The following is a 23,609-nucleotide window of genomic DNA, read 5'->3' as shown; positions in this document are numbered from 1 at the left end:
CCGGTGCGTGTCTCCTCGACTCAGCTCTTGTCGGCGCCGCTGGTGAGCCCTTCGGTGAGAAGGCGTTCGACGGCGTAGAAAACAAGTACCACGGGAATGGTGAGGACCACAGATCCGGCCATGAGCACGGTCTTGGAGACCTCGACGCCGTTGGCGAGCTGCTGCAGGCCCAGCGACACCGTCCACTTGTCGGGGTCGGCGGCGAGGAACAGCAGCGCGAACAGGAACTCGTTCCAGGCGATCATGAAGACGTACAGGCCGGTGGCCATCAGCGACGGCGCCGAAAGCGGCAGCACGACGCGGCGCAGGATCTGCGGGCGCGAGCAGCCGTCCAGCGTCGCCGCCTCCTCGATGCTGCGCGGGATGGTGACGAAGTAGTTCTTCAGCATGTAGATGGAGACCGGGACGGTCTGGGCGATGTACACGATGGCGAGCCCCACCAGGCTGCCCTGCAGGCCGATGCGCGCGAACATCACGAACAGCGGCACCGCGAGCAGCGTGGCGGGGAACAGGTACACGGCCAGGAACACCGCGCTGACCTGCCGTCCGCCGAAGAACTTCAGCCGGCTGACGGCGTAGGCGCCGGGCACGGACGCCAGCAGCGTCAGCGCGACCGTGGCCAGGGCGACGAGCGCGGAGTTGCCGAGCATCCGCAGGAAGCCCTGCCCGCCGTCCTCCGCCGAGCGGAGGACCTCCTGGTAGGTGGCGGTGGTCAGCTCGGAGAGGCCCACCCAGAGCCTGCCGGGGGCCAGCAGCAGCTGGTCGATGGGCTTCAGCGACAGCAGCAGCATGTAGTAGAAGGGGAACAGGGTGATCGCCGCGAGGAAGGCGATGACCACCCATCGCAGCACCCCGAAGACCCGCTCCTCGACCTGGGCGCGGCTCATGACTCCTCCTCCTGGACCTTCCTGGCGAAGAACGTGAAGTAGACGCCGAGCAGGGCGGCGAGGATCAGGGCGAGCACCAGGGCCTGCGCGGCCGCCGCGCCGACGTCGTAGCGGGCGGTGAGGAAGTTGTAGACCCGCACGGCCACGACGTCGGTGCCGGAGCCGCCGCCGGTGAGCAGGTAGACGTCGTCGAACTTGTTGAACGTCATGATGAACCGCAGCACCGTCAGCAGCGCCACCACCGGCATCAGCTGCGGGAGCAGGATGTGGCGGAACCGCTGGGTGAGCGTGGCGCCGTCCACCGTGGCGGCCTCCTCCAGCCCGGCGGGCACGGCCTGCAGCCGGGCCAGCAGGAACAGGAAGGCGAACGGGAAGTAGCGCCAGATCTCGAAGGCGATGACGGTGAGCAGGGCGAGCGGCACCTGTACGTCCCATCCGAGGATGGAGACCTCATGGGCGCGGGTGGACAGGAAGGCGACCGGCCTGTCCCAGCCGAGCAGCTTGGCGCCCCACTCGTTGACGATGCCGAACTGCGGGCTGAGCGCGATCTCCCAGACGAACGTGACGGCCACCACGGGCGCGACGTAGGGCAGCAGCATCGACCCGCGCAGCAGGGCCCGGCCGCGGAAGGGCCGGCGCAGGGCGAGCGCCGCGACCAGCCCGAGGAGGATCGAACCGGCGGTGCCGCCGACGGTGTACACCAGCGTGGTCAACAGCGAGGACCAGAAGCCCGGCGAGGTCAGGACCTCGGTGAAGTTCTTCCACGTCCAGCCGGACAGCAGGCCCATGGTCTGGATGTCGACCAGCCGCGCCCGCTGGAAGGCCAGCAGCACGGTCCAGGCGATCGGCAGGATGACGACGACCAGGACGACCAGCGCCGTGGGGGACACGAAGGCGAGGCCGGTCCGGTTCTCGCGCTGGGCCAGGGTGAGGGTCCTGCCCGCGCGGGCCGGCGGCGGCCCGGGGCTGGCCGTGGGGGAGGGGCGCCGCTCGGCGCCTCGTACGGTGCTCATCGTGGGTTCCTCTGGGGACGGGGCCGGGGGGCGGCTCACTGGAGGGACTTCCGCAGGGCCGCGACCTCCTCGGCGGCCTGCCTCGCGGCCTCGCCGGGGGAGATCTGGCCGGAGGTCATGGCGCCGACCGCCTTGGGCAGCGGCAGCTCGCCGAGCGTCGCGCCGACCAGCGCGCCCTCGCCCTGGGTGATGCCCCAGCGGCGCATGTCGCCGACGCCGGAGGCGAGCGCGTCGAGCAGGTCGGCGGAGTAGACCGACTGCATGGGCTTCCTGGTGTCGACGCCGACGTCGCTGGCGCGCCAGGCCTTGCGGTACTTGTCCGGTTCCCCGGTCGTGCCGTCGCGGACCGGGATCTTGCCTTCGGCGGCCATGCCGAACCAGCCCTCGTACCCGGTGCTCATCATGTACTGGACGAACTTCTTCGCGGGCGCGGTCTCGGCGGTCTTGCCGATCACCCATGAGGCGATCTCGCCGAACTGCGCGGGCTCGGCGGCGTCCGGCCCCTTCAGGGCGGTGACGATGCCGCTGTTGGCGGCCAGGAACCCCGGGTCATCGGCGCACTCGGCGCAGCTCGGCAGGGCGTCGGCGCGCAGGCCCGCCAGTTCGTCCAGCAGGAAGGTCGACCAGACGATCATGGCGGAGCGCCCGGCGAAGTAGGTGGCGCGGGTGGAGTCCACGGTCTGGGTGCCGGCGGCCCCGTAGTCGGCGGCGAGCTTGTCGTAGGTGTCGAAGGCGCGCGCGCACCGCGGGTCGCCGAGGCCGACCGCGCCGCCGGAGCCGACCAGTTCGCAGTCGTTGGCGAGCGCCAGGTCCTCGAAGCTCTGCTGGGTGAAGACGTCGCTGGGGTCGGTGGCCAGGGACATGCCGCTGACGCCGCCGGCGTTCAGCGTCCTGGCGGCGGCGAGCATCGCCTCGTAGGTGTCCGGGGGAGCAAGGCCCGCCTTGGCGAACAGGTCCTTGCGGTAGACGAGGATCTGCAGCCAGGCGTCGCTCGGGACGGCGAGGCGGGTGGCGCCGTCGGCGGTCAGCTTCAGGGCGTTGCCGTTGAAGGTGGCCGGGCCGAGGGCCTCGACGACCCTCCCGGTGGCGGCGGTGTCGAGCAGCCCGTTGGTGTACATCTGCCACGCCGCAGCCAGCGGGACGCCGCCGATGACGTCGGGCAGCGTCCCGGCGGCGGCCGCGGACATGATCAGCTGGGAGAGCTGGCCCTCGTCGACGCCGACCAGCCGGACATGTACCCCGGTCTCCTTCTCGAAGGCGGCGACGACCTTCTTGGTCGCCTCCATGCGCGGGGTGAGGTTCTCCAGGCTCCAGACCGTGATCGTGCCGTCCGGGGCGCTCCTGCCCTGTGCGGCGCAGCCGGACGCCAGCCCGGCTCCCACCATGACGGCCAGGACCGCCGTCAGTGCCCTCCACCTACGGGACCACATGTGTATGAACCGTCCTCACTGCCGCCTCATGTTTCGTGTGTGTTGCATCAGAGCACCACTTTTGTCGGTTGACAAGACCTAACTCTGGGATATGTTCGACATAACCCCGGCCAAAATGATCAATCCATCGTAAAAACCACCCCCACGGAGTCTCCTGTGGAACGCGTCGTCCAGTTCACCGGCCCCCGCCAGGTGGAGGTCGTCCCCGCCGAACCGGTCCCTCTGCCGCCCGGTCACCTCCGCGTCCGCACGCGGTACTCCGGCATCTCGGCGGGCACCGAGCTCACCGCCTACCGGGGCACCAACCCCTACCTGACCCGCACGTGGGACCCAGAGGCGCGCCTGTTCCGCGACGGAGGGCCGGGCATCGCCTACCCCGTGGCCGGGTGGGGATACTCCGAGGTCGGCGAGGTCGTCGAGGTCTCGCCCGAACTCGCGGGCGTGCCCGAGATGCCCGAGCCCGGCGACCTGGTCTGGGGCATCTGGGGGCACCGCAGCGAGGGCGTCGTCCCGGCCGAGCGCATGGCCGGCCACCGGCTGCCCGACGGGCTGGCGCCGCTCGCCGGGGCCTTCGCCCGGGTGGGCGCGATCGCCTACAACGCCGTCCTCGCCGGCGACCTGCACCTCGGCGAGGACGTCGCCGTCTTCGGCCAGGGCGTGATCGGCCTGCTCGTCACCCGGCTGGCCGGGCTCAGCGGCGCCCGGGTCACCGCCGTCGACGCGCTGGACGCCCGGCTCGCCACCGCGGTCCGGTACGGCGCCGCCCGCACCCTCAACGCGCGCACCGACGCCGTCGCCGAACGCGTCCGCGAGGCCACCGGCGGGCGGGGCGCCGACGTCGCCATCGAGATCAGCGGCGCCTACCCGGCACTGCACGAGGCCGTGCGCTCGGTGAGCGTCGGCGGCCGCGTCGTCGCCTCGGGCTTCTACCAGGGTGACGGCGCCGGGCTGCGGCTCGGCGACGAGTTCCACCACAACCGCGTCCAGCTCGTCAGCTCCCAGATCGGCGGCGTGCCGCCGCAGCTCGCCGGCCGCTGGAGCGTCGAGCGGCTCCAGCGCACCTTCCTCCGGCTCGTCGCCGACGGGCTGGTCGACGTCGCCTCCCTGGTGAGCCACGTCATCCCGGCCGCCGACGCGGCGAAGGCCTACGTCCTGCTGGATGAGCGTCCCGCCGACGCCCTCCAGGTCGTGCTGGAGTTCTGAGAGGGCGATGACGCAGATGACCACGTTCAAGATCGCCTGCCAGGAGCAGCTGCTCCCCGGTGACACGCTGCAGCGCAAGTGGGACTTCGCGCTCGACGCCGGCTACGACGGCATCGAGCTGCGCGCCAAGGGGGGCTTCCACTTCCGTGACCGGCTGCCCGAGCTGCGCCGGGCCCTCGCCGACGGCGTCGTGATGCCCACCGTGTGCGTCGACATGCCGCACTTCTTCGGCGCCTTCGACGACGACCTGCGCCGCGACGCCGTCGAGCAGATGAAGTCCCAGCTTTCTGTCATCGCCGAGCTGGGCGGGCTCGGCGCCCAGACCCCCGCCTCCTACGGCATGTTCTCGCGCCGGCTGCCCCCGTTCGAGCCGCCGCGCGACGAGCGGCGGGACCGCGAGGTGCTGCTGGAAGGGCTCGCCGAGATGGGGGAGCACGCGCGCAAGGAGGGCGTCACCCTGTTCCTCGAACCGCTCAACCGCTACGAGGACCACATGGTCAACCGGCTTGAGCAGGCCGCCGGCCTGATCCGCGAGGTCGGCCTGGACTCGGTCCGCATCGGCGTCGACAGCTACCACATGAACATCGAGGAGTCCGACCCCGCGGCCGCCATCCTCGCCGCCGCGCCGCTCATCGGCCACGCCCAGGTCAGCGACTCCAACCGCTTCCAGCCCGGAGCGGGCCACCTCGACTGGCCCGCCTGGCTCGGCGCGCTGGACGCCATCGGCTACGCCGGGTACCTGGCCGTCGAGTGCCGGCTCACCGGGGACCCGGTGGAGGCCGTCCGCTCCATCCCCTCCTTCATCGCCCGAGCCGCCGGATGATCACCTATCCCGAGACGGCCGCCACCGCCCCGGGCGCCGGCCGGCGGGCACGCCTGCGCCGGGCCGCCGCCCACGTCCTGCTCACCAACTGGACCGGGGCGGCGACCGTCCCCTCGCGCGCCCTCTACCCCCACCAGTGGAGCTGGGACTCCGCCTTCGTCGCCCTCGGGCTGCGGCACATCTCCCCGCGCCGGGCCCAGCGCGAGCTGGAGACCATGCTCGCCGCGCAGTGGGGCGACGGCCGCGTCCCGCACATCGCGTTCAACCCGGCCGTGCCGGCCGGCGCCTACTTCCCCGGACCGGACTTCTGGCGCTCCGCCGCGGCGGGCCGCGACGCCGGCGCCCCGCCCGCCGCCCAGACCTCCGGCATCGTCCAGCCGCCCGTCCACGCCCTGGCCGCCTGGCAGGTCCACCTGGCCGACCCCGCCGAGTCGCGGCGCCGCGGCTTCCTGCCGCGCCTGTACCCGCGGCTGGCCGCCTGGCACCGCTACCTGGCCGGCGCCCGCGACCTGGCCGGCGGCGGGCTGGCCGCCGTCGTCCACCCCTGGGAGCCGGGCCTGGACAACAGCCCGGTCTGGGACGCGGCCCTGGCCAGGGTCGAACCCGCGCCGCCGGGCTCGTTCACCAGGACCGACCTCGCCCACAGCCCCGCGGCCGACCGGCCCACCGACCTGGACTACGCCCGCTACGTCCGCCTGGCCACCTCCTACCGCGACCACGCCTACGACGACGCCCGCGCCCCGCACGCCTTCGCCGTCGAGGACCCGTGCTTCAACGCCCTGCTCATCGCCTCCGAGCACGCGCTCGCCTCGATCGCCCTGGCCGTCGGCGCGGACGCGGGCCCGCACAGGCGGCGGGCCGACGCGGCCACCGCCGCCCTGGCCGACCGCCTCTGGGACCCGGCCGGGGGCGTCTTCCTCGCCCGCGACCTGGTGAGCGGAGCGCCCATTCCCGGGTACAGCGTGTCCGGGCTGGTGCCGCTGGCCGTCCCCGGGCTGCCCGCGGACATCGCGGCGGCCCTGGTGCGCACCCTGCACGGCCCCCGCTTCCGGCTCGGGCGGGTGCGCCTGGTGCCGAGCTACGACCTGACGGCCGCGGAGTTCGACGCCAACCGCTACTGGCGCGGGCCGAGCTGGTTCAACATGGCCTGGCTGATCCACCGCGGCCTGGTGCGGCACGGCGAGGCCGAGGCGGCCGGGCGGCTGCGCGAGCAGGCGCTGACCGAGGCCGGCCGTTCCGGGTTCGCCGAGTACCTGGAGCCGTACACGGGGGAGGGGCGCGGCATCCGGCACTTCAGCTGGACCGCGGCCCTGGCGCTGGACCTGCTCCAGGACGCCGGCGGGCAGGACCCGTCCCGATGACCGGCCGTCGCTCCCGCCGCGTCCTCGCGGCCGGCGCCCGCGAGGAAGGGGGTGCCCGATGACCGGCCGGCGCCTGCTGGTCGGCGACGGCACCTTCGCCGCCCTGACCGCCGAGGGGAACATCGACGGCGCCCGCGGCCCGGCGACCGACGGACTTTTCGTCCGCGACGCCCGCCACCTGAGCCGGTGGCGGCTGACCACCGGGGGCGCGTCCCCCGGCCTGCTGACCGCGACGGACGACGGCTGCGTGCTGGCCCCGACCGGCACCCGGGACGCGCCGCCGGCCTACACCGTCTTCCGCCGCCAGGCGGTGGCCGAGAGCGCGTTCGCCGAGCACGTCCAGGTGGTCGCCAACCGGGGCGAACCCACCGCCGTGACGGTCGAGATCCACGTGGACGCCGACTTCGCCGACCAGTTCGAGCTGCGCGCCGACCACCGCTCCTACGACAAGCCGGGCGCCCGCCACACCGTCCACCAGACCCCGGACGGCGTCGCCTTCCACTACCGGCGCGACCATACCGGCGACGCAGGCGAGGGCCGGGGATGGTGGTCGAGGACGCTGGTCACCGCCTCGCCCGCGCCGGACGGCGTCCGCCCGGCGGGGGACGGCGGCACCGGCCGCGTCCTGTCCTGGCGGTTCACGCTGCCCGCCCACGGCGCGGCCGAGCTCGCGCTCACCGTGCTGGCCGTCCCGCACGGCGCCCCCGAGCCGCCCGGCCCGGGTTCGCCCGCCGACGTGCGCGCCCGGCAGCGGGCCCGCGCCGAGGCGTTCGTCCACGTCGAGCCCGCGCCCGGCTCGCTCACCTCCTGGGACGGGCTGGCCCGCGCCTGTGAGCAGGGCCTGGCCGACCTGGACCGGCTGCGCATCCCCGCCGCCGGCCTCGAGGGCGAACGGCTGCTGGTGCCCGCGGCCGGCATCCCCTGGTTCCTCGCCCTCTTCGGCCGCGACGCGCTGCTCACCTCGCTGTTCGCCCTGCCCTACCGGCCCGGGCTCGCCGGTCACACCCTGCTCGCGCTGGCCGCCGCGCAGGGGACGCGGGACGACCCCGCACGCCTGGAGCGGCCAGGGCGCGTCGTGCACGAGGTGCGCCACGGCGAGCTCGCGCACTTCCGGCAGGTGCCCTACGGCCGCTACTACGGCAGCGTCGACGCCACCCCGCTGTTCCTGGTGCTGCTGGAGGCGCACGCCACGGCCACCGGCGACACCGGGCTCGCCCGCCGCCTGGAGCCGCACGCGCGCGCGGCGGTCGCGTGGATGTTCGGCGACGGCGGCCTCGGCGAGCACGGCTACCTGCGCTACACCTCCGACGCGGCGCGCGGCGGGCTGGCCAACCAGAACTGGAAGGACTCGCCCGGCGCGATCTGCTTCGCCGACGGACGCCAGGCCGAGGGCGCGCTGGCCGTGTGCGAGGTGCAGGGGTACGCCTACGACGCCCTGACGCGCACGGCGCGGCTGGCCCGCGACGTGTGGCGGGACCCGGCCGAGGCCGATCGCCTGGAGGAGGCCGCCGCGGACCTCAGGGCCCGCTTCCGCCGCGACTTCTGGATGACCGGTCCCGCGTTCCCCGCGCTCGCCCTGGACGGCGACGGCCGGCAGGTCGACGCGCTCGCCTCCGACGCCGGGCACCTGCTGTGGTCGGGCATCCTCGACCCCGAGCAGGAGCGGGTGGTGGGACGGCGGCTCCTCGCGCCGGACTTCTTCTCCGGCTTCGGCGTCCGCACCCTCGCCGCGGGCCAGGCCCCCTACCACCCGCTGTCCTACCATCGAGGCGGCATCTGGCCGCACGACAACGCGGTCATCGCGCTCGGGCTGGCCCGCGCCGGGCTCGCCGAGCAGGCCGCCGCCGTCGCGCGCGGCCTGGTCGAGGCGGCCGCCCCGCACGGGTGGCGGCTGCCGGAGGTCATGGCCGGGTACGGCCGGGCGGAGCACCCCGGCCCGGTGCCCTACCCGCACTCCTCCTCCCCGCAGGCGTGGGCCGCGGCGGCTCCGCTCGCGCTGCTCACCGCCCTGCACGGTGCGCCCGGCGCCTGAGCGGCGTGAAGGGGGCGGCCACCCCCGGCGGCGGGAGTGGTCGCCGGCGGGGGTGGCCGCGGGGAAGGGCCGTCGGACGGATCGGAGCCGGGAGGGTGAGGCCCTCCCGGCCCGGCTCCTACTTCAGGCCGAAGGCACGGTCGATCGTCTGCGCGACGGTGTTGCCCGCGGCGTCGGCGGCGGTGGCGCGCAGGGTGGCGTACGACGCCGTGGCCGGGGCGTCGAGCCCGGCGCGCCAGCCGTTCCCGTCCTTGCGGAGGCCGGTCTCGCGCCAGGTGGCGCCGTCGTCGTAGGACACCTCCAGCGTGACGGCGCGGATGGCCGCCGCCCCCGCCACGCCGTCCAGGTGGGACGGGGTGACGGTCAGCGAGGCGTGGCGGCGCGCCCTGCCCGAGACGTCGGTGTCGACGGCGTAGTCCAGCTGGATCAGCGGCAGCCGGGTGATCTCACCGGGCTCGCCCTCGGCGGAGGTGAAGCCCCACTCGGTGCGCGTCGAGGTGGAGTACGGGTTCGCCCACCCGCCGCGGGAGTTCTCCGACACCAGACGGTACGGCAGCCGCTCCGGCCGCAGGCCGGGGACGGCGAGCTGGTCGTAGGGCCGCTCGCCGAGCAGGGTGTCGCCCTGGTACAGCTTCAGCCCGTTGGACACCATCCCGTTGAGGTAGGTGGCGCCGGCGTGGCCCGAGCCCGAGTCGCCCCAGCCGGGCACCACGAAGTGCAGGGTGCCGTCCAGCCGCAGCGGCGCGGTCTCGGACGCGAGGCGCGGCCGGTGGACGGGGCCGAACCAGTGCGCGCCGGTGGTGGTCCTCGCCCGGTAGCTCACGTAGCCGGTGGAGGCCTGCTGCACCTCGCGCACGATCATGGCCTGCTCGTACCACTGAGTGCCGGCCGTGACCCAGTCGGTGCGGTCGCCGACGGCCGGCGTCGTCCAGCCGCCGAAGTTGCTCGCGGGGCTGTGGCCGAACCGCCAGACGTCGGCGCGGTCCTCGATCGCCTTGCTCTGCCGGTGGTTGCGGAAGGAGACCTCCACGCGGGCCAGTTCGTCCTGGCGGGGACGGTAGACGGGCTCGTCGGGGACGGCGCCCTGGAAGCGGTGGACCAGGTCGTAGACGTACTCGGTGACCGGGTTGGAGGTGACCTCCAGCGTCGTGCGGCGGCCGCTCTGGATGCGGGAGATCAGCTTCTCGCCCTCGTCCCTGCTGAGCGACGCCACCGTCAGCGGCGCCGGGTTGGACGGCGCGTAGACACCGTCGTTCCACGGCACGATGCGGCCGTCGCCGTCGTTGACGACCAGCAGCAGCTTGGCGCCCGCCGCGGCGGCGGCCGCCGCCTGCTCCTCACGGCCGACCGTGCCGTTGTTCCTGACCACGACGGCCGCGCCGTTCGCGGGCCTGGACCGGTAGGCGGCCGCGCCGCCGTCGCCGGCGAACACCGCGGAAAGGGTGTGGCGGCCCTTGGGCAGCGGCGTCGCGCCGCGCTGCACGATCAGGTCGTCGAAGGCGCCGTCGGCGGTGGCGACCGTCAGCGGCGGCTGCTCCAGCCGCCAGTGGCCGCCCACCTCCAGCTCGCCCTCGCGCACCTTGGCGCCGGTCGGGAGGGTCCAGACGCTGTCGTAGGAGCTGTCCGGCCACCGGCTGGAGGCGCTGTAGTCGTCGTCGGCGATGCCCCGGTAGATGTCGAGGCGCATGCCGCTGAGCGTGCTCTCCTTGGGGGCGACGGCGGTGAGCCGGCGCGCCTTGCGCGCGTCGAAGACGGCGGTGCGGTCGCGGTCGAGCCGGATGCCGGTGACGGTGAGCAGGCCGAGACCCTTGGTGTGCGGGCCGTTCGCGCCTTCCAGGTCGGCGTCCAGCCACCCGGTGTAGTCGCCGGCCGGGATGCGCAGATCCACGGTGCCGGTCTCGTCGATGTAGACCGGGGCGAAGAACCGCTTGGCGGTGAGGATCAGGCCGCCGCTCAGCGGCCGGCCGGAGCGGTCCTTGGCGGTGAGGGTGAGCGTGTGGCGCTCGCCCTCCTTGGTGACGCCGATCAGGGTGCGGGCGCGCATCGCGCCGGCGGCGTCGGTGGCCTCCACCGTGCCCGAGACCGGGGCGTCGGCCGGCACCTCGTCCAGGTGCGCCGTCACCGTCACCGTGCCGGCGCCGTGCGCGGGGACGGTGATCCGCGAGTCCGACAGCGTGAACGCGGCCTGCGGGGCGCCGGTGAAGCGGGCGGCGAGGTCGAGGGTGACCGGCGCGTCCCCGATGTTGGTGTAGGTCACCTCCTTGCCGCTGGTGGCGCCGGGCGCGGCCGGGTAGGCGTGGAAGCCGGCGAACGCGCTCGCCGTGGCGAACACGGTCGCGGAAGTGGTGGCGGCGATGTCCACCCGTCCGGCGCCGGCCGCGGACACGGCGAGGTCGGGGGTGGGCTCGGTGGTGCTGACCAGGGCGTCCTTCAGGCGCGGGCCGCTCCAGTCGGGGTGCTGGGCGGCCAGCAGCGCGGCCGCCCCCGCGACGTGCGGCGTGGCCATGGAGGTGCCGCTCATCGTCTGGTAGAAGCCCTCGCCCTCGGTCGCGTACTGCGAGCGCGCCGCGAGGATGTCGACCCCGGGGCCGGTGAGCTCCGGCTTGAGCCCGCCGTCGCCGGGGCGCGGGCCCCGGCTGGAGAAGGCGGCGAGCGCGTCGGAGGCGTCCACCGCGCCGACGGCCAGCGCGGCGTCCGCCACGGCCGGGGAGGAGACGGTGTAGTCGCCGCCCGCGTTGCCCGCGGCGATGACGAACAGCGAACCGGTCTCGGCGCTCAGCGCGTTGACGGCCATGCTGAGCGGGTCGGTGCCGTCGGACGGGCCGCCGCCGAGGCTCATGCTGATGACCTTGGCGTGCCGCTCGCGGGCGGCCCATTCCATGCCGGCCATCACCCACGACTCCTGGCCGCCGCCGGAGTCGTCCAGCACCTTGCCGACGAGCAGCCGGGCGCCGGGGGCCACGCCCTTCTCCGCGCCGCCGGACGCGGCGCCGGTGCCGGCGATGGTGGAGGCGACGTGCGTGCCGTGGCCCTGGCCGTCCTCGACGGTCTGCTCGGGCACGAAGCTCCGGCTGTCGGCCACCTGCCCGGCGAGGTCGGGGTGGCCGGCGTCGATGCCGGTGTCCAGGACGGCGACCTCGACGCCCTCGCCGGTGTTGCCGGCGTCCCACACCTTGGGGGCGCCGATCTGGGCGGTGCTGGCGGTGAGGTCGGCCCGCACCTTGCCGTCGAGCCACACCTTGGCGATGCCGCCCGCCAGGGAACCCTGGCCGCCGGCGCGCTGGGAGGGGGAGGGGAGGGTCGCGCCCTTGGTGAGCGCGGCCCAGAACGCGGCGGAGCGGTCGGCGTCCACCGCCGCGCCCTGGACGCTGGTCAGGGAGCGCACCTGGCGCGCGCCCTGGGGCAGCGCGGTGGTGCGCGAGCGGGCGGCGGCGTCGGTGTAGGAGACGATCAGCGGCAGGCGGGTGCTGTGCGCGTCGTCGTAGCCGTCGGCCAGCAGCCGGGTGACGTTGAACAGGTCGCGGTCCAGCAGGCCGGCGGCCAGATACCGCAGCGCGGAGCGCGGGTAGACGTAGGTCTGACCCTTCTCGGCGTGGGTGACGACGTCGGCCGGGCGGCCGTCCGGGCCGAGCACGGTGCGGGTCTCGGCGCCGTCGGACGCGGTGCCGACGGTCACCTTGTCACCGGTGATCAGCGTGACCGTGCGTCCGGCGGCGGCGCGGGCCGCGGCGGCCGGCTCCGGCGCGGCGCCGGGAGCCGTGGCGGTGGAGGCGTCGGCCGGTGGGACGGCCGCGAGCGCCGCGAGCGCGGCGGCCAGCGCCACCAGCCCGCGTCCCCGTGAGGGAGGGAATGACAAGGGAACCCCAAAGCTAAGAGGGCAGCGAGATCACTAGATTGTGGACAGGCGCCCGAGCTTTCGGCCCTGTTCCTCTTTGGCGCATTTGTGCCATGTCGCATATGCGAAGCCGCCTGCCGGACGCCCGCCGGGACGCCGGGGCGCGCTCGGCGGCGGAGGTGATCTTGGCGGTTAGGGTGGGCCGCGGGAGGCGTGATGGCGACGATCAGCGAAGGTCCCTACTTCGAGGAACTGGCCGTGGGCCGGGTGTTCGCGGACGCGCCGGGGGTGACGCTCACCGACGGCATGGCGGCGGCGCACCGGGCGATCGTGGGCGACCGCCTGAGACTGCCGCTCGACGCGCACCTGTGCCGGGAGGTCACCGGCGGGGGGACGCCGGCCCACCCCGCGCTGGTCTGGGACGTGGCGATCGGCCAGTCCACGCTGGTCACCCACCACGTCAAGGCCAACCTGTTCTACCGGGGCCTGGTCCTGCGCCGGATGCCGCTGATCGGCGACACGCTGCGCACCTCCACCGAGGTGGTCGCGCTGCGCCAGAACACGCCGAGGCCGGGACGCCGCCCGACCGGCCTGGCGGCGCTGCGCGTCACGACGGCCGACCAGGACGGGCGCCCGGTGCTCGGCTTCTGGCGGTGCGCGATGATCCCGCTGCGCGACCCCGGGGCGCGCACCGGCCATGACGCCGACCTGGACCGGGTCGGCGCGCCGGCCGGGGACGCCGGCCTGGCGAACGCCGCGGCCGGCCTGCTGGAGGGCTGGCGGCTTGACCGGTTCAGGGAGCTGGTGGGCGGCCGGCACTTCGCGGACGTGGCCGAGGGCGACCGCTGGGAGGTCGGCGGGGGAGACGTGGTGTCCGGCGCGCCGGAGCTGGCCCGGTTGACGGTCAACGTGGCGCAGGTGCACCACGACGCGCGGGCGGCGGGCGGGTCGCGGCTGGTCTATGGCGGGCACACGATCGGCCTGGCGCTGTCCCAGGCCGTCCGCGCGCTGCCGAACCTCGTCACGGTCGTGGCCTGGCACGGCTGCGACCACCTCGGCCCCGTGCACGAGGGCGACACGCTGTACAGCGAGATCGGCGTCGAACGCCGCCAGGAGCTTCCGGGCGGCGGCGGGCTGGTCCACCTGCGCTCACTTGTCACAACGGCCGCCGGGGCCGGGCGAAGTGACGTACTGGACTGGCGGTTCGTCGCCGTCATGGCCTGAGCGTCGCGGCCGCCCGCCCACCGCGCCCGCCCCGGCCCCCCGAGGCAGGGGCCGATCGAGCCCGGCGGCACCCAGGCCCACTTCTCGGTGCCCGGCGGGCACTGGCGCACGAAGACGTGGACGCCGCCCGGGAGCGCCGCCGGACGACCGACGGCGCCGCCCCGCAGGACAGGGAGCGCCGCCGGTCACGCCTCACAACGGCCCGGGGCGCCGCGCAGGAGATCACCCCGGGCCGTCTTCAGGTTCTCGTCCCCGCGTCCCAGGGCAGCGTCTGCGGCCTTGGGACCGTCGTCACGGGGCGTGGTACTCCAGAGGTTCCCACTTCAGGTAGCCGCCCCACCACAGGTTGGCCTCCTGCTCGAAGCCGTTGAGCACCGCCGGGTCGCCGCTCTTGGCCTTCGAGTACGCCGAGGCGAAACCGTAATCCCGCACGAAGTCGCTGGCCGACAGGTACCGCGCCCACTGCTTGGAGTGCACGGCCTCGTGCTTCTCCAGGTTCGGGCCCTGCTCGTCCGCCACCGTTCGGCCGGCGACCTTCTGGAGATTCTTGATCTCGTTCCGGCGGTCCTTCTCCGTGTCCAACTGCTTCAGATACCTGGTCTTCGATAGGGGGTAGAACATGACGTCCCCGATCGTCATCGGCTGGTCGCCTCCGGGAGATCCGCCGAAGCAGACGTACTGGAGGGCGCGGCGTTCACAACTCTGCGCGCCGGGGTTGGCGAAGTAGTAGTCAACGGCCATCTGGTTGGCGCCGTTGGCGTTGTTCCTCCAGTGGAACGGGCGCGCCGCCACCGCCAGCGGCAGGATGACACCCCCGCCCCCGCAGTGGCACCCGCCGGGCGGCGCCTTCGGCGCCGGGCCGGGGGACGGGGACGGCTTGCCCTTGCCCTTGCCCTTGTTCTTGCCCAGGTGGACCTTGCCCGTCTTCGGGTCGTACCCGAGCTGGGCCTGCACCTTCTTCGAGCAGTACTTGATGTCGTAGGAGCAGGAGTTGCGGGGGAGCCCGACGTCCTCGCCGGTCGGGTCGCTGAACGTCGCCGGGTTGGCGTTGCCGTAGGAGTAGCCGTTCAGCGACTGGCTCTGGTCGGTGTTCAGCACCGGGTCCACGCTCAGGAACCTGCCGATGAGCGGGTCGTACATGCGGGCCCCTACGGAGGTGAGCCCGGTGGCCGCGTCGGCGGGCTTGCCGAGGAATCCCTTGTCGTCGGGCCAGGCGCCGCCGACCGTCGTGCCGCGCGGCGCACCGAACGGGGTCGTGAAGCGCTTGCTGACGGCCTGGGTGTTCGCCTCGACCGCCAGCGAGGAGGTGCCGTGGGCGTCGCCGGCGAGGAAGGACACCGTGTCGGTCCCCGTCTCCGTGGAGCGCGCCGCGATCACCTGGGTGTCGGCCGAGTAGAAGCGGCTGCCCCAGGTCTTGACGGTGGTCCCCGTCTTCTTGGCGTGGATCTCGGTGGCGCCGAGGTAGAGCACGCTTTCGCCGTCGCCCACCGCGCGGCGGATCAGCAGCGCCCCGTCGGCGTCGTACAGGTAGTCGGTCCTCTTGGTCCCCTGGGTCAGGGTGGCGATGCGGCCCTGCGCGTCCCAGGTCAAAACCTGGCCGTTGCGGCCGGTCGTGTTGCCGGACTTGTCGTAGCCGTAGGTGGGGGTCACACCGGTGCACGACCCGGTGGTCGTGAGCGCCGTGAGGGCGTGCCGCCTGACCGTGTCGCCGTAGCAGTAGGTCGAGGTGGTGGCGGATCCGCCGTTGTACCGCGTCTCGGTGGCCCGCAGGCCGGCGGTGTTGTAGGTGTAGGCGGTGCGGTACGGGGCCGCGCCCCCGAGGGTCTTGCTCGTGCAGTCGTCGGTGGCCGGGGTCCACGCCTCGGTCAGGCGGCGCTGTCCGTCGTAGGTGAAGCACTGGATGTCACTCGGGCCGGCGCCGTCCTGGGTGGGGACGTCGGCGATCGAGGTGACGTTGCCCGCGTCGTCGTAGCGGTAGTTGAGGTCCTGGGGTTTGACGGGCGTGGACTGGGTGGTGACGAAGGACCGCGTGAGCCGGTCGGTGCCCTCCTGGTAGGTGTTGGTGATGAAGGTCTTCTTGGCGGTCGTGGCCCCGGACAGCGCGAGGGTGAACTGCTGAGGCTGTCCGAGCGCGTTGTGGCTCGCCGTCTGGAGGTAGTCCTTGCCGCCGGTGACCCTGACGACCTGCCCGGTCGGCGTGTAGGCCAGGCTGACGATCTCCTCGGGCAGCCCCGCGGCGGCCGGTTCCGTGGAGTCCTTCAGCGTGCCGTCCAGGTTGAAGGAGCTGGCGAAGGTGTACACCGCCTTCGCGGCGCCGGAGACCACCATCGGGTCGTTCGGGTCGAGGTCGAGCTCGGTGCTGGTCGCCCGGTACCGCGCGTCGTAGGCGAGCACCTTCCTGGTGTACGCCTTGCCGGAGACCCCGCCGTCGTAGCTGGTCGAGGTGGCCGGCCGCCCCAGGGCCACGGTGTCGTAGGTCCAGGCGGCGAGCTTGCCGGCGTCCGTGCGCGACCCCGACCACAGCCCGGTCCTGCGGCCGATCTCGTCGTAGGAGTACAGCAGCACCGAGCCGTTCGCGCCGGTGACCTTGTCGACCTGGTCCAGCGCGGTGTAGCCGATGGTGCCCGCGCCCTTGTCGGGGTCGTTGACACCGGTCTGCCGGCCGAACAGGTCGTAGGTGGAGGACCAGGTGGCGCCGTCGGGGCCGGTGACGGTCCGCTGCAGGTCGCCGGGGGTGTAGGTGAAGGCGGTGTCCGCGTGCCCGCCGGCCGTCATGGCGCCGTACTGGGTGTCGGCGGGCGAGGGAGAGTCGTACTCGCGCCGTTCGACGGTGCGGCCCAGTGCGTCGGTGATGGTGCGGGTCGCCTTGCCGCCGGTCACGGCGCTGGTGGCTGTGGAGTCACCGGTGTAGGAGGTGGTCGTCGTCCACTTCGGCACGCCGTAGCTGCGGAAGGTGGCGGCGATCTCCCGTCCGGCGCCGTCGAAGACGAGGTCGGTCTGCTTGGGCGCCTCGCCGTACTCCTCACGGGTGTAGGTGGCGTTGGGCGTCTGCGCGGAGTCGAAGATGTCGGCGTAGGTCTCGAAGGCCAGGCCGCGCGAGTCGTAGCGGGTGTCGGTCAGCAGCCTGCCGCCGTTCGGCGTGGGCCGCTGGGTCTGCATGGGCCGCAGCAGCGAGTCGAAGATCTCGTACGACCAGCTCGCCGTGGTGGACGACTTGATGATGGAGGTGCCGATCGCGGGCGCCTTGCCCCGTTCGAAGACATAGGAGTAGGACGTGCTGGGCGTCTCGCCGCCGCCCCGGCTGCGGTCGGGCAGCCATACGGCGGTCAGCCGGCCGAGCCCGTCGTAGGTCTGCTCGGTCTTGGCGTTGTTCGGGTCGTAGGTGCGCGCCGGCAGGCCGCGCATGCCGTCGAGGAAGGTGGTGACCTTCTGCTGCTTGGCGTCGGTGACCACCGTCTTGGTGGGGACGCCGGCGCCGGTCGGCGTGTAGGCGGTGGTGGTGGCGTTGCCGGCCGCGTCGGTGACGGTCAGCGGCCGGCCCAGCGTGTCGAAGGTGGTCTTGGCGGTGCGCTGCCAGCCGGTCGGCGGCCGGTCGTTGCCGGTGACCGCCGCCGGGTAGCCGGTGGCCCGCCCCGTCCAGGTCTCCTCGCCCTTGACCGGCTTCTGGCCGGCGGACCAGCCCGTCGTGGCGGCGTTGTCGTAGACCGTGGCGGTGTCGGAGATCACGTCGCCGGCCGTGGTGGTGCCGGTGGGCAGCGACAGGTCGGCCTCCTTGACCGAGCATGGGCGCCCGACCTGACGGGTGCGGGAGACCAGGGAGTTGATGCCCTTGGTGTCGTCGCGGGCGTACCAGGTGCGGGTGCACGTCTCGTCGCCGCTCTTGGCGGTGTCGCCGGTCTCGTCCTGCGTGACGGGCATGCCGTAGGCGTCGTAGGTGGTGGCCGTGGTGACGGTGCGCCAGGTCTTCGGCACGGTCAGATAGGTGTGCTCCGAGGTCTTCCCCGTGCGCACGTAGTACGCCTCGGTGTCGGCGTACGACTTGTGCTGGGTCGCGGTGCGCGCGGACCAGGGGTCGCCGACCGACACCTGCACCGGGTCGGCCCCGTTGTAGGTGATCTCCTCTCGGGTGAAGCCCGCGTACTGCTCGGAGTCGGTGAGGTCGGGCACGTCCAGACCCGCCACGTCGAGCCCGGGGACGGAGACGGCGCGCCGCCTGTCGGGGTCGAGGACCCTGGGGGAGACGGTCTTGAGCAGCCGGTCGCCGTTCATGCCCTGCAGGAACACCGAGACGCTCTTCGTGCGGGTGCCGTCGGTGTCGCCGACGTATCTGGTGACCTTCCGGTAGCCGCGCCAGATCGACCAGGTGCGCTCGTCGGCCGGGGTGAACGGGCTGTCGTTGTAGTGCCAGGCCGGCTGCTCGTACTCGTAGGCGTACTCGGTGAGCGGGTTGTGCCCGGCCGGGTCGGCGGTGTTCACCGCGAGCACCCGGTACTTGCGGAACCAGTCGATGGACGCGTCCGTCGCGCCGTTGATGTGCCAGAACTGCGGGTAGCAGGACAGCGTGTTGTCGTCCTCGGCCGCGGGCATCAGCGTGCCGCGCACGCATTCCGGTTCGTTGTAGGTGACCCGCGTGACCGCGCCGGTCTCCGAGGTCACCGTCTCGATGCGCGGCCTGGTCAGCGGCAGGATGTTCCCGCCGCCCGGCTGGGTGCCGCCCGCGACCCGGTTGGGGCGCATGAGGTAGGTGAAGGAGACCGGGTCGAGCCTCACCGGCGACTCCGGGGCCGACCCGGTGCGCACGATCGACATCAGGGACAGCGTCTGGTCGGAGGTGTCGCCGATGTCGCCGCCGTCCAGGTATTGCTGGGTGAACGCCCAGGAGTCGACCGGTTTGTACGCGGTGCCCGACAGCACGGACGTCTCGATCTTCACCAGCCGCTTGCGTGAGAAGAACGCCGGGCCCAGCGCGTGGCAGTCGTCCTTGCTCGCGTCCTTGGCGCAGATGGCGTCGAAGGGCACGTCGGGCCAGTTCTTCGCGGTGCTCTCGGTCAGGCTGCCGCAGTCGGCGGCGGTGCAGCGCTCGGCGTAGGAGAAGGCCACCTTGTCCGGCGCGGTGGCCGTGAAGAGCGTGTCGGACCGCTGGCCGTAGAGGATCTTGTCCAGGTATCCGCCGCGCGTGTACATGGTCGTCGCGGTGTCGGCCTTGTTCTTGCGGTAGTAGTTGGTCTCCGCCGTGTACCAGTACGACATGGCGTTGCCGTGGGTGTCCTCGGCGTAGTCGAGGTTCCATCGCCAGGCCTGGGTGAGCGAGCGGCCGGCGAAGGCGTCACCCTTGGTGTAGCCGGGTTCGCCGGCGTCGTCGCCGTACACCGGCACCGTCCACACCGAGCCGGTGCGCTCGGTGCCCGCGCCGGTCAGCTTGTTCAGGCCGAAGACGTACTTGGTGCCCTCGCCGGTGATGACGGTCCAGTACTCGCCGTTGTCGTCGCCGTTGTCGGCGCCCGTGGAGTGGGTGACGGTGGAGGCGTCGTCGTTCTTCAGGCGCCACTTGCCGCTGGTGTCGTCCTTGACCAGCTCGGTGGACTTGCCGTTGAGGACGAGGGAGGCGTTGTCGTACTTCCAGCACAGGTCGTCCTGGTCGTCGTGACCGTCGTCGTCACAGGAACCGTACTGGCGGTCGATGTAGGAGGTGGCGGCCAGCTCGAACCCCTCGCCGACCGAGGTGCCCTGGTTGTTGCTGGTGGCGGTGCGCCCGTCCACGCCGCCCGAGTCGTAGGACAGGTCGAGGGCCGGCGCGGGTCCCGCCGCGGGCTCCACCGGCGCGATCGGATAGGACCAGGTGAACGAACCCGAGCCGCCGCCCGCCTCCCAGGTGGACGACGCGGCCAGCGGTGTCGCCCCGTAGTCGCCGCTGCCGTCGGGGGACTCGCCGCCCGTGCCCGCGGTGGTGGCGGTCACGGCCAGCACCGTGGCGGAGGTCCCGAGCGTGACCGGCGCGGACAGGGTCCGCGCGGTGCGGGCGTTGACCGAGTCCAGCGGGGACGGCGTGCGGCACTCCGCCGCACCCGGCGTGGTCAGCGCGCAGGCGGGGAGCCGGACCAGGCGCAGACGGCCGCTCCAGCCGCCGCCGTACATCGCGGCGAACGAGGCGTAGTCCACGCTCAGGGTCGCGCCGCCGGGGACCGGCGCGGAGACGGCCATGAGCACGCCGTCCACGCCGGCGGCCTCGGCGGCCGCCCGGTCGAGCACCTCCATGCGGGCCGCGGGGGCCCCGGTGGCGCGGGACGCGGCGCTCTGGGAGCCGCTCGGCCGAGATGCGGCGGCCGGGAGTCCGGCCGTCGTGCCGGGCGAGGCGGGGGCCGGGGTGCCGGAGTCCTGGCCGGCCGCCGGCGTCAGGGTGACCGGCAGCCCGCCCACGCTGACGCTCCCGGCGCCCGCCGCGATGTCCGCCGCGCCCGCCTTCGGCCACGCGGCCCTGCGCTCCCGGGTGGCCCGGTCGGCCGCGGCGTCGTTGCGCGCCTTGGACGCGGCGGCCTGCTGCCTGGCCTCCGCCGCGCCGCGGGCGTCCATGGCCCGCACCTTGCTGGACCGTTGTTCCGGCACTGGGGGGGCGCCGGGCACGGCGGCCGCCGTCGCGGGCGCCGTGAACGTCACCCCCAGGGCCAATGTCATCGCCGCCGCCACCGTGGTGGCCACGGCGGCGCGCAGTCGGGACCGACGCATGATCCGACCTCCTCGGGAGGATGAAAGAGAACCCGCTGATCAACCGGGAATAAAGGACACGCGGGGACCGGGGTGCGGTGCCCCGCGTGTCGTCGGTCGCCGACCGTCAGTCGCCGACGATGGCGTCGATCTGGTCGGAGTCGGACATGGCTCCGGCCCAGAGCCGCAGATCGGTGATCTTCGCCGGCAGGTAGTGGCCCCAGGCGGTCGCGCTGAAGCCCTTGCCCACCGCGAAGTCGCCCGATCCGGCGGCCGCGGTGTAAGGCATGTCGAGGTCGTTCTGCTCGTGGCCGACGTAGAGCCGCACCACCGGCCCGCTCTGGGCCAGGGCGTCGTAGACACCGGTCAGCCGCACCGGGCTCGACAGGCTCGCCGTTTCGTCCGAGCTCACCCAGTTCTTCGTGCCGTCCTTGTTGACCCGGCCGAAGCGCCAGAAGCCGACCGGGACGATGATCTCGTTGCCGTCGTCGTCGAGCTGCGTCTCCTTGCCGGACAGCTCGAACCAGACGCCCCACGAGGCCCCGTCGGCGGTGCGCTGCCCGGCCACCTGGCCGATCGCGCCGACCGGCATCGCGAGCACCTTGTCCCGGTCGAGCTCGGCCTTCACCGTCACGGTGAAGGATCCGGTGTCGTCGACGACCGAGCCCGGAGTGGTGGCCGCGCCGTCCACGCCGTCCAGCACCAGGCCCTCACCGTCCAGCGCGGCGCCTCCGGCCAGCGTCAGCGCCCGCCCGTAACCGGAGGTCGCGTCGGTCAGCGCCGTGCCGGTGACGCCCGCCGGGTCCCAGCCGGCCACCAGCTCCACGTCGTTGCGCCCCGACGCCGCCGACTCCGAGCGCGCCTCCGCGGCGACCTCCTCGGGGGTGAGGACGCGCTGCCAGGCCGCGGCCTCGTCGATGGAGCCGGGGAAGTAGTACTGGTCGAGGTTGGCCCACTGGTAGCGGCCGATGGTGAACGGGCCGGTGGCCGACCACGCGCTGGGCGCGGTGGTGGCACCCTGCCACAGGCCGTTGAGGTAGAAGTTCACCTGCTGCGTCGCCGGGTCGTAGGTGCCGGTCAGGTGGCTCCAGGCGTTCACCTGGGCCGAGTTGTTCTTCGCGCAGACGGCGTGGTACGCCTTGCCGCCGTCGTACTCGTCCTTGTCCTTGACGCCGAAGCAGTAGGAGACGCGGCTCTTGTCGTACCAGAGGGCGAAGGGGGTGTAGCCGCCCGCGCCGTCCTGCGACAGCACCAGGCCGCTCGCGGTCAGCTTGTCCGGACGCGCCCAGGCGGCGACCGAGTAGGCCGAGCGGGTCTCCAGCACCGGCCCCGCGGTCGCGGCGTACGCCGACGTGCCGTTCATGCTCAGGCCCTTGTCGGTCTTCGGGGTGGCCAGCGGAGCGCCGGCGTCGTCGTACCACAGCTCGCCGCGGCGTCCCCGGCCGTCCCGCGCGGCGCCGCCGTACAGCGTGGCGTCGTGGCGTGTCGGGTCGGTCGCGGAGTCGGCGGCGACGCCGGAGTCCTCGCCGAAGTGCCACCTGCCGACCGGGCCCGCGCCCGCGGCCACCAGGAAGTCGATCACCGCGGTGGCGCCGTACCGGCCCGCGCCGTCCTTGGCGCGCACGTAGAGACTGTAGGTGCCCGAGGTCTGCGGAGTGATCACGCGGGTCACCGTGGAGCCGGCGATGTCCGCCGACCAGGTGGGCGTGGTGGACTGGCGGTACTGGTAGGCCACGTTGGCGTCACCGGACGCCGGGGCGAACGTGAACGTCGCCCCCTGCCCTGGGCCGCCGGCCGCCACGCACGTGGTGGCGCAGGCGCTGTACGGGGCGCCGGGCGTGATCACCGGCGCCTTCGGCGAGGTGGTGTCGATCTTAAAGTAGCAGTAGCCGGTGGTCGAGTCGCTGGAGGGGCCGGACAGGTACTTGGTGAGGCCGCTGTAGTACGAGCGTGTCCACGACTTGTAGCGGTACAGCACTCCCTCAGGCAGCGCCGGGGTGGTGCCGGTGACCTTCGTGTTGTCGCCGACCGACCCGGTGGTCGGCCGCTCCATCGTTGTGAAGACATCCGACCAGGTGCCGTCGGCGTTCCTCTTGGAGACGTTCATCGCGCCTCGCAGCGTCGCCCCGGACTCGCCGCCCGAAGCGGTCTGCGGGGTGGTCGCGAGCTGGGGCGTCGGCGAGGCGACGATGGCGGGCGCCGTCGAGCTCTTCTCGCACACCGTGCCAGAACCGGTGACGATGCCCACGCCGGTCGGGGCGGCGGGCACGCCCGCGTAGTCCACGGCGAGCACGGCGTCGTTGCGGAACCGCTTCCACGCGGAGGTGTCGCTCTCGTTGTGCGCCCGCAGCTCCAGCGTGAGCTTGGAGAACTTGCCCGCCGCGAAGTCCTTCACGGTCGGGGTGAGGTTCTCGTTGGTCTCGTCGGCGTTGTCCTTGAAGATGATCGGCGCGGTCGGCTGGTCGGGGTCGCACAGGGAGCCGCGGCCGGCCGACACGGTGCGGTCGACCATCAGGTCCAGCTCCGTGGGCCTGCTGGACCAGGTGGTGGAGGAGGAGATGTTGTTCGTGCGCTTCAGGTCGACCGTCCGCGGGTCGCACTGGAACGCCCACGGCTCGGTGACGCGGAACTCCGCGCTCAGCACGCTCTTGCCCTTGAGGCTGGCGGGCGAGAACTGGAAGTACAGCCGCTGGGTGTAGCCGGGGCCGCAGTAGTAGCCGTTCCAGCTTCCGCAGTGGCCGACGCCCTTGCCCCGGTCGTCGTCGCCGTTGCCCCAGTTGTACGACTCGTAGCCGTCCGAGCGCAGCAGCGTCCTGTCGCTCTCGCCCCAGGTGACGGTCGGGTCGATGTAGACGGGGTAGGCGGCCTCGTCCTGCTGGCGGAGCAGGCCGAGGTCCGGGACGAGGGTGAGCCGGTCCGCGCCGACCTGGATGGGCAGCTGGGCGTGCCGGGCCCCGGGAGCCGGACCGTCGGCGGCGTCCTGCTCGACGATGGCGGCGTCGTCCTCGGCGGAGGGGGGGGGGGGGGGGGCGGGGGGGGGGGGGGGGCGGCGAGTGGCGCCGGGAGTGATGTTCCCCTTGGAGTCCCCCCCATCTACGG

The 23,609-nt window shown here is 73.2% G+C and carries 11 protein-coding genes; 5 read left to right on the top strand and 6 right to left on the bottom strand.

What is annotated here, in order from left to right; genetic code table 11:
* Window positions 1-20: 20 nt before the first annotated feature.
* From ACZ6QO_RS22920 to ACZ6QO_RS22910, 3 genes are read right to left on the bottom strand one after another with little or no spacing between them, the layout of a single operon-like run.
* The gene (locus ACZ6QO_RS22920) at window positions 21-887 is read right to left on the bottom strand and encodes a carbohydrate ABC transporter permease (protein WP_465853615.1); all 867 of its coding nucleotides are present in this window, start codon (window positions 885-887) and stop codon (window positions 21-23) included.
* The gene (locus tag ACZ6QO_RS22915; RefSeq protein WP_465853614.1) at window positions 884-1,900 is read right to left on the bottom strand and encodes a carbohydrate ABC transporter permease; all 1,017 of its coding nucleotides are present in this window, start codon (window positions 1,898-1,900) and stop codon (window positions 884-886) included. The genes ACZ6QO_RS22920 and ACZ6QO_RS22915 overlap by 4 nt, the downstream gene beginning before the upstream one ends.
* 35 nt (window positions 1,901-1,935) lie before the next feature.
* The gene (locus tag ACZ6QO_RS22910) at window positions 1,936-3,330 is read right to left on the bottom strand and encodes an ABC transporter substrate-binding protein (RefSeq protein WP_465853613.1); all 1,395 of its coding nucleotides are present in this window, start codon (window positions 3,328-3,330) and stop codon (window positions 1,936-1,938) included.
* Window positions 3,331-3,486: 156 nt separating this feature from the next.
* Between ACZ6QO_RS22910 and ACZ6QO_RS22905 the strand changes: the two genes are divergently transcribed.
* Genes ACZ6QO_RS22905 through ACZ6QO_RS22890 form a run of 4 tightly spaced genes read left to right on the top strand, consistent with a single transcriptional unit; the run spans window position 3,487 to window position 8,749 of the window.
* Window positions 3,487-4,533, top strand: a complete 1,047-nt coding sequence (locus tag ACZ6QO_RS22905; protein ID WP_465853612.1) for a zinc-dependent alcohol dehydrogenase — start codon at window positions 3,487-3,489, stop codon at window positions 4,531-4,533.
* Window positions 4,534-4,540: 7 nt separating this feature from the next.
* Window positions 4,541-5,356 carry a TIM barrel protein gene (locus ACZ6QO_RS22900; RefSeq protein ID WP_465853611.1) on the top strand — a complete coding sequence of 272 codons (816 nt, stop codon included), beginning with the start codon at window positions 4,541-4,543 and terminating at the stop codon, window positions 5,354-5,356.
* Entirely contained in the window at window positions 5,353-6,717 is a 1,365-nt protein-coding gene (locus ACZ6QO_RS22895; protein ID WP_465853610.1) for an MGH1-like glycoside hydrolase domain-containing protein, read from the top strand. Before ACZ6QO_RS22900 ends, ACZ6QO_RS22895 begins: the two co-directional genes overlap by 4 nt.
* A 58-nt stretch (window positions 6,718-6,775) precedes the next feature.
* Complete coding sequence (locus ACZ6QO_RS22890) at window positions 6,776-8,749, top strand: amylo-alpha-1,6-glucosidase (protein ID WP_465853609.1); 1,974 nt, start codon at window positions 6,776-6,778, stop codon at window positions 8,747-8,749.
* A gap of 118 nt (window positions 8,750-8,867) precedes the next feature.
* Here ACZ6QO_RS22890 and ACZ6QO_RS22885 read toward each other — a convergent pair whose 3' ends face one another.
* A complete protein-coding gene (locus ACZ6QO_RS22885) occupies window positions 8,868-12,605 on the bottom strand; it encodes a S8 family serine peptidase (protein WP_465853608.1) in 3,738 nt (1,245 codons plus the stop codon).
* Between the two features lie 195 nt (window positions 12,606-12,800).
* Here ACZ6QO_RS22885 and ACZ6QO_RS22880 point away from each other — a divergent pair, with 195 nt between their 5' ends.
* Entirely contained in the window at window positions 12,801-13,808 is a 1,008-nt protein-coding gene (locus tag ACZ6QO_RS22880) for a MaoC family dehydratase (protein ID WP_465853607.1), read from the top strand.
* 291 nt (window positions 13,809-14,099) lie between these two features.
* On the opposite strand, the gene ACZ6QO_RS22875 is transcribed toward ACZ6QO_RS22880, so the two are convergent.
* Window positions 14,100-20,531 carry an RHS repeat domain-containing protein gene (locus ACZ6QO_RS22875; RefSeq protein WP_465853606.1) on the bottom strand — a complete coding sequence of 2,144 codons (6,432 nt, stop codon included), beginning with the start codon at window positions 20,529-20,531 and terminating at the stop codon, window positions 14,100-14,102.
* 106 nt (window positions 20,532-20,637) lie between these two features.
* The coding region (locus ACZ6QO_RS22870) for a LamG-like jellyroll fold domain-containing protein (RefSeq protein ID WP_465853605.1) at window positions 20,638-23,609 on the bottom strand (2,972 nt) is incomplete at its 5' end.

The sequence above is a fragment of the Sphaerisporangium sp. NPDC049457 genome, from assembly GCF_055586705.1.
The sequence above is the reverse complement of the archived record's forward strand: the minus strand, read 5'-3'. Positions and strand labels throughout refer to the sequence as shown.

Coding starts and splice junctions, on each gene's coding strand:
- ACZ6QO_RS22890 (WP_465853609.1), top strand. CDS start 6,776: ATGACCGGCCGGCGCCTGCTGGTCGGCGACGGCACCTTCGCCGCCCTG.
- ACZ6QO_RS22900 (WP_465853611.1), top strand. CDS start 4,541: ATGACGCAGATGACCACGTTCAAGATCGCCTGCCAGGAGCAGCTGCTC.
- ACZ6QO_RS22875 (WP_465853606.1), bottom strand. CDS start 20,531: ATGCGTCGGTCCCGACTGCGCGCCGCCGTGGCCACCACGGTGGCGGCG.
- ACZ6QO_RS22895 (WP_465853610.1), top strand. CDS start 5,353: ATGATCACCTATCCCGAGACGGCCGCCACCGCCCCGGGCGCCGGCCGG.
- ACZ6QO_RS22915 (WP_465853614.1), bottom strand. CDS start 1,900: ATGAGCACCGTACGAGGCGCCGAGCGGCGCCCCTCCCCCACGGCCAGC.
- ACZ6QO_RS22880 (WP_465853607.1), top strand. CDS start 12,801: ATGGCGACGATCAGCGAAGGTCCCTACTTCGAGGAACTGGCCGTGGGC.
- ACZ6QO_RS22920 (WP_465853615.1), bottom strand. CDS start 887: ATGAGCCGCGCCCAGGTCGAGGAGCGGGTCTTCGGGGTGCTGCGATGG.
- ACZ6QO_RS22910 (WP_465853613.1), bottom strand. CDS start 3,330: ATGTGGTCCCGTAGGTGGAGGGCACTGACGGCGGTCCTGGCCGTCATG.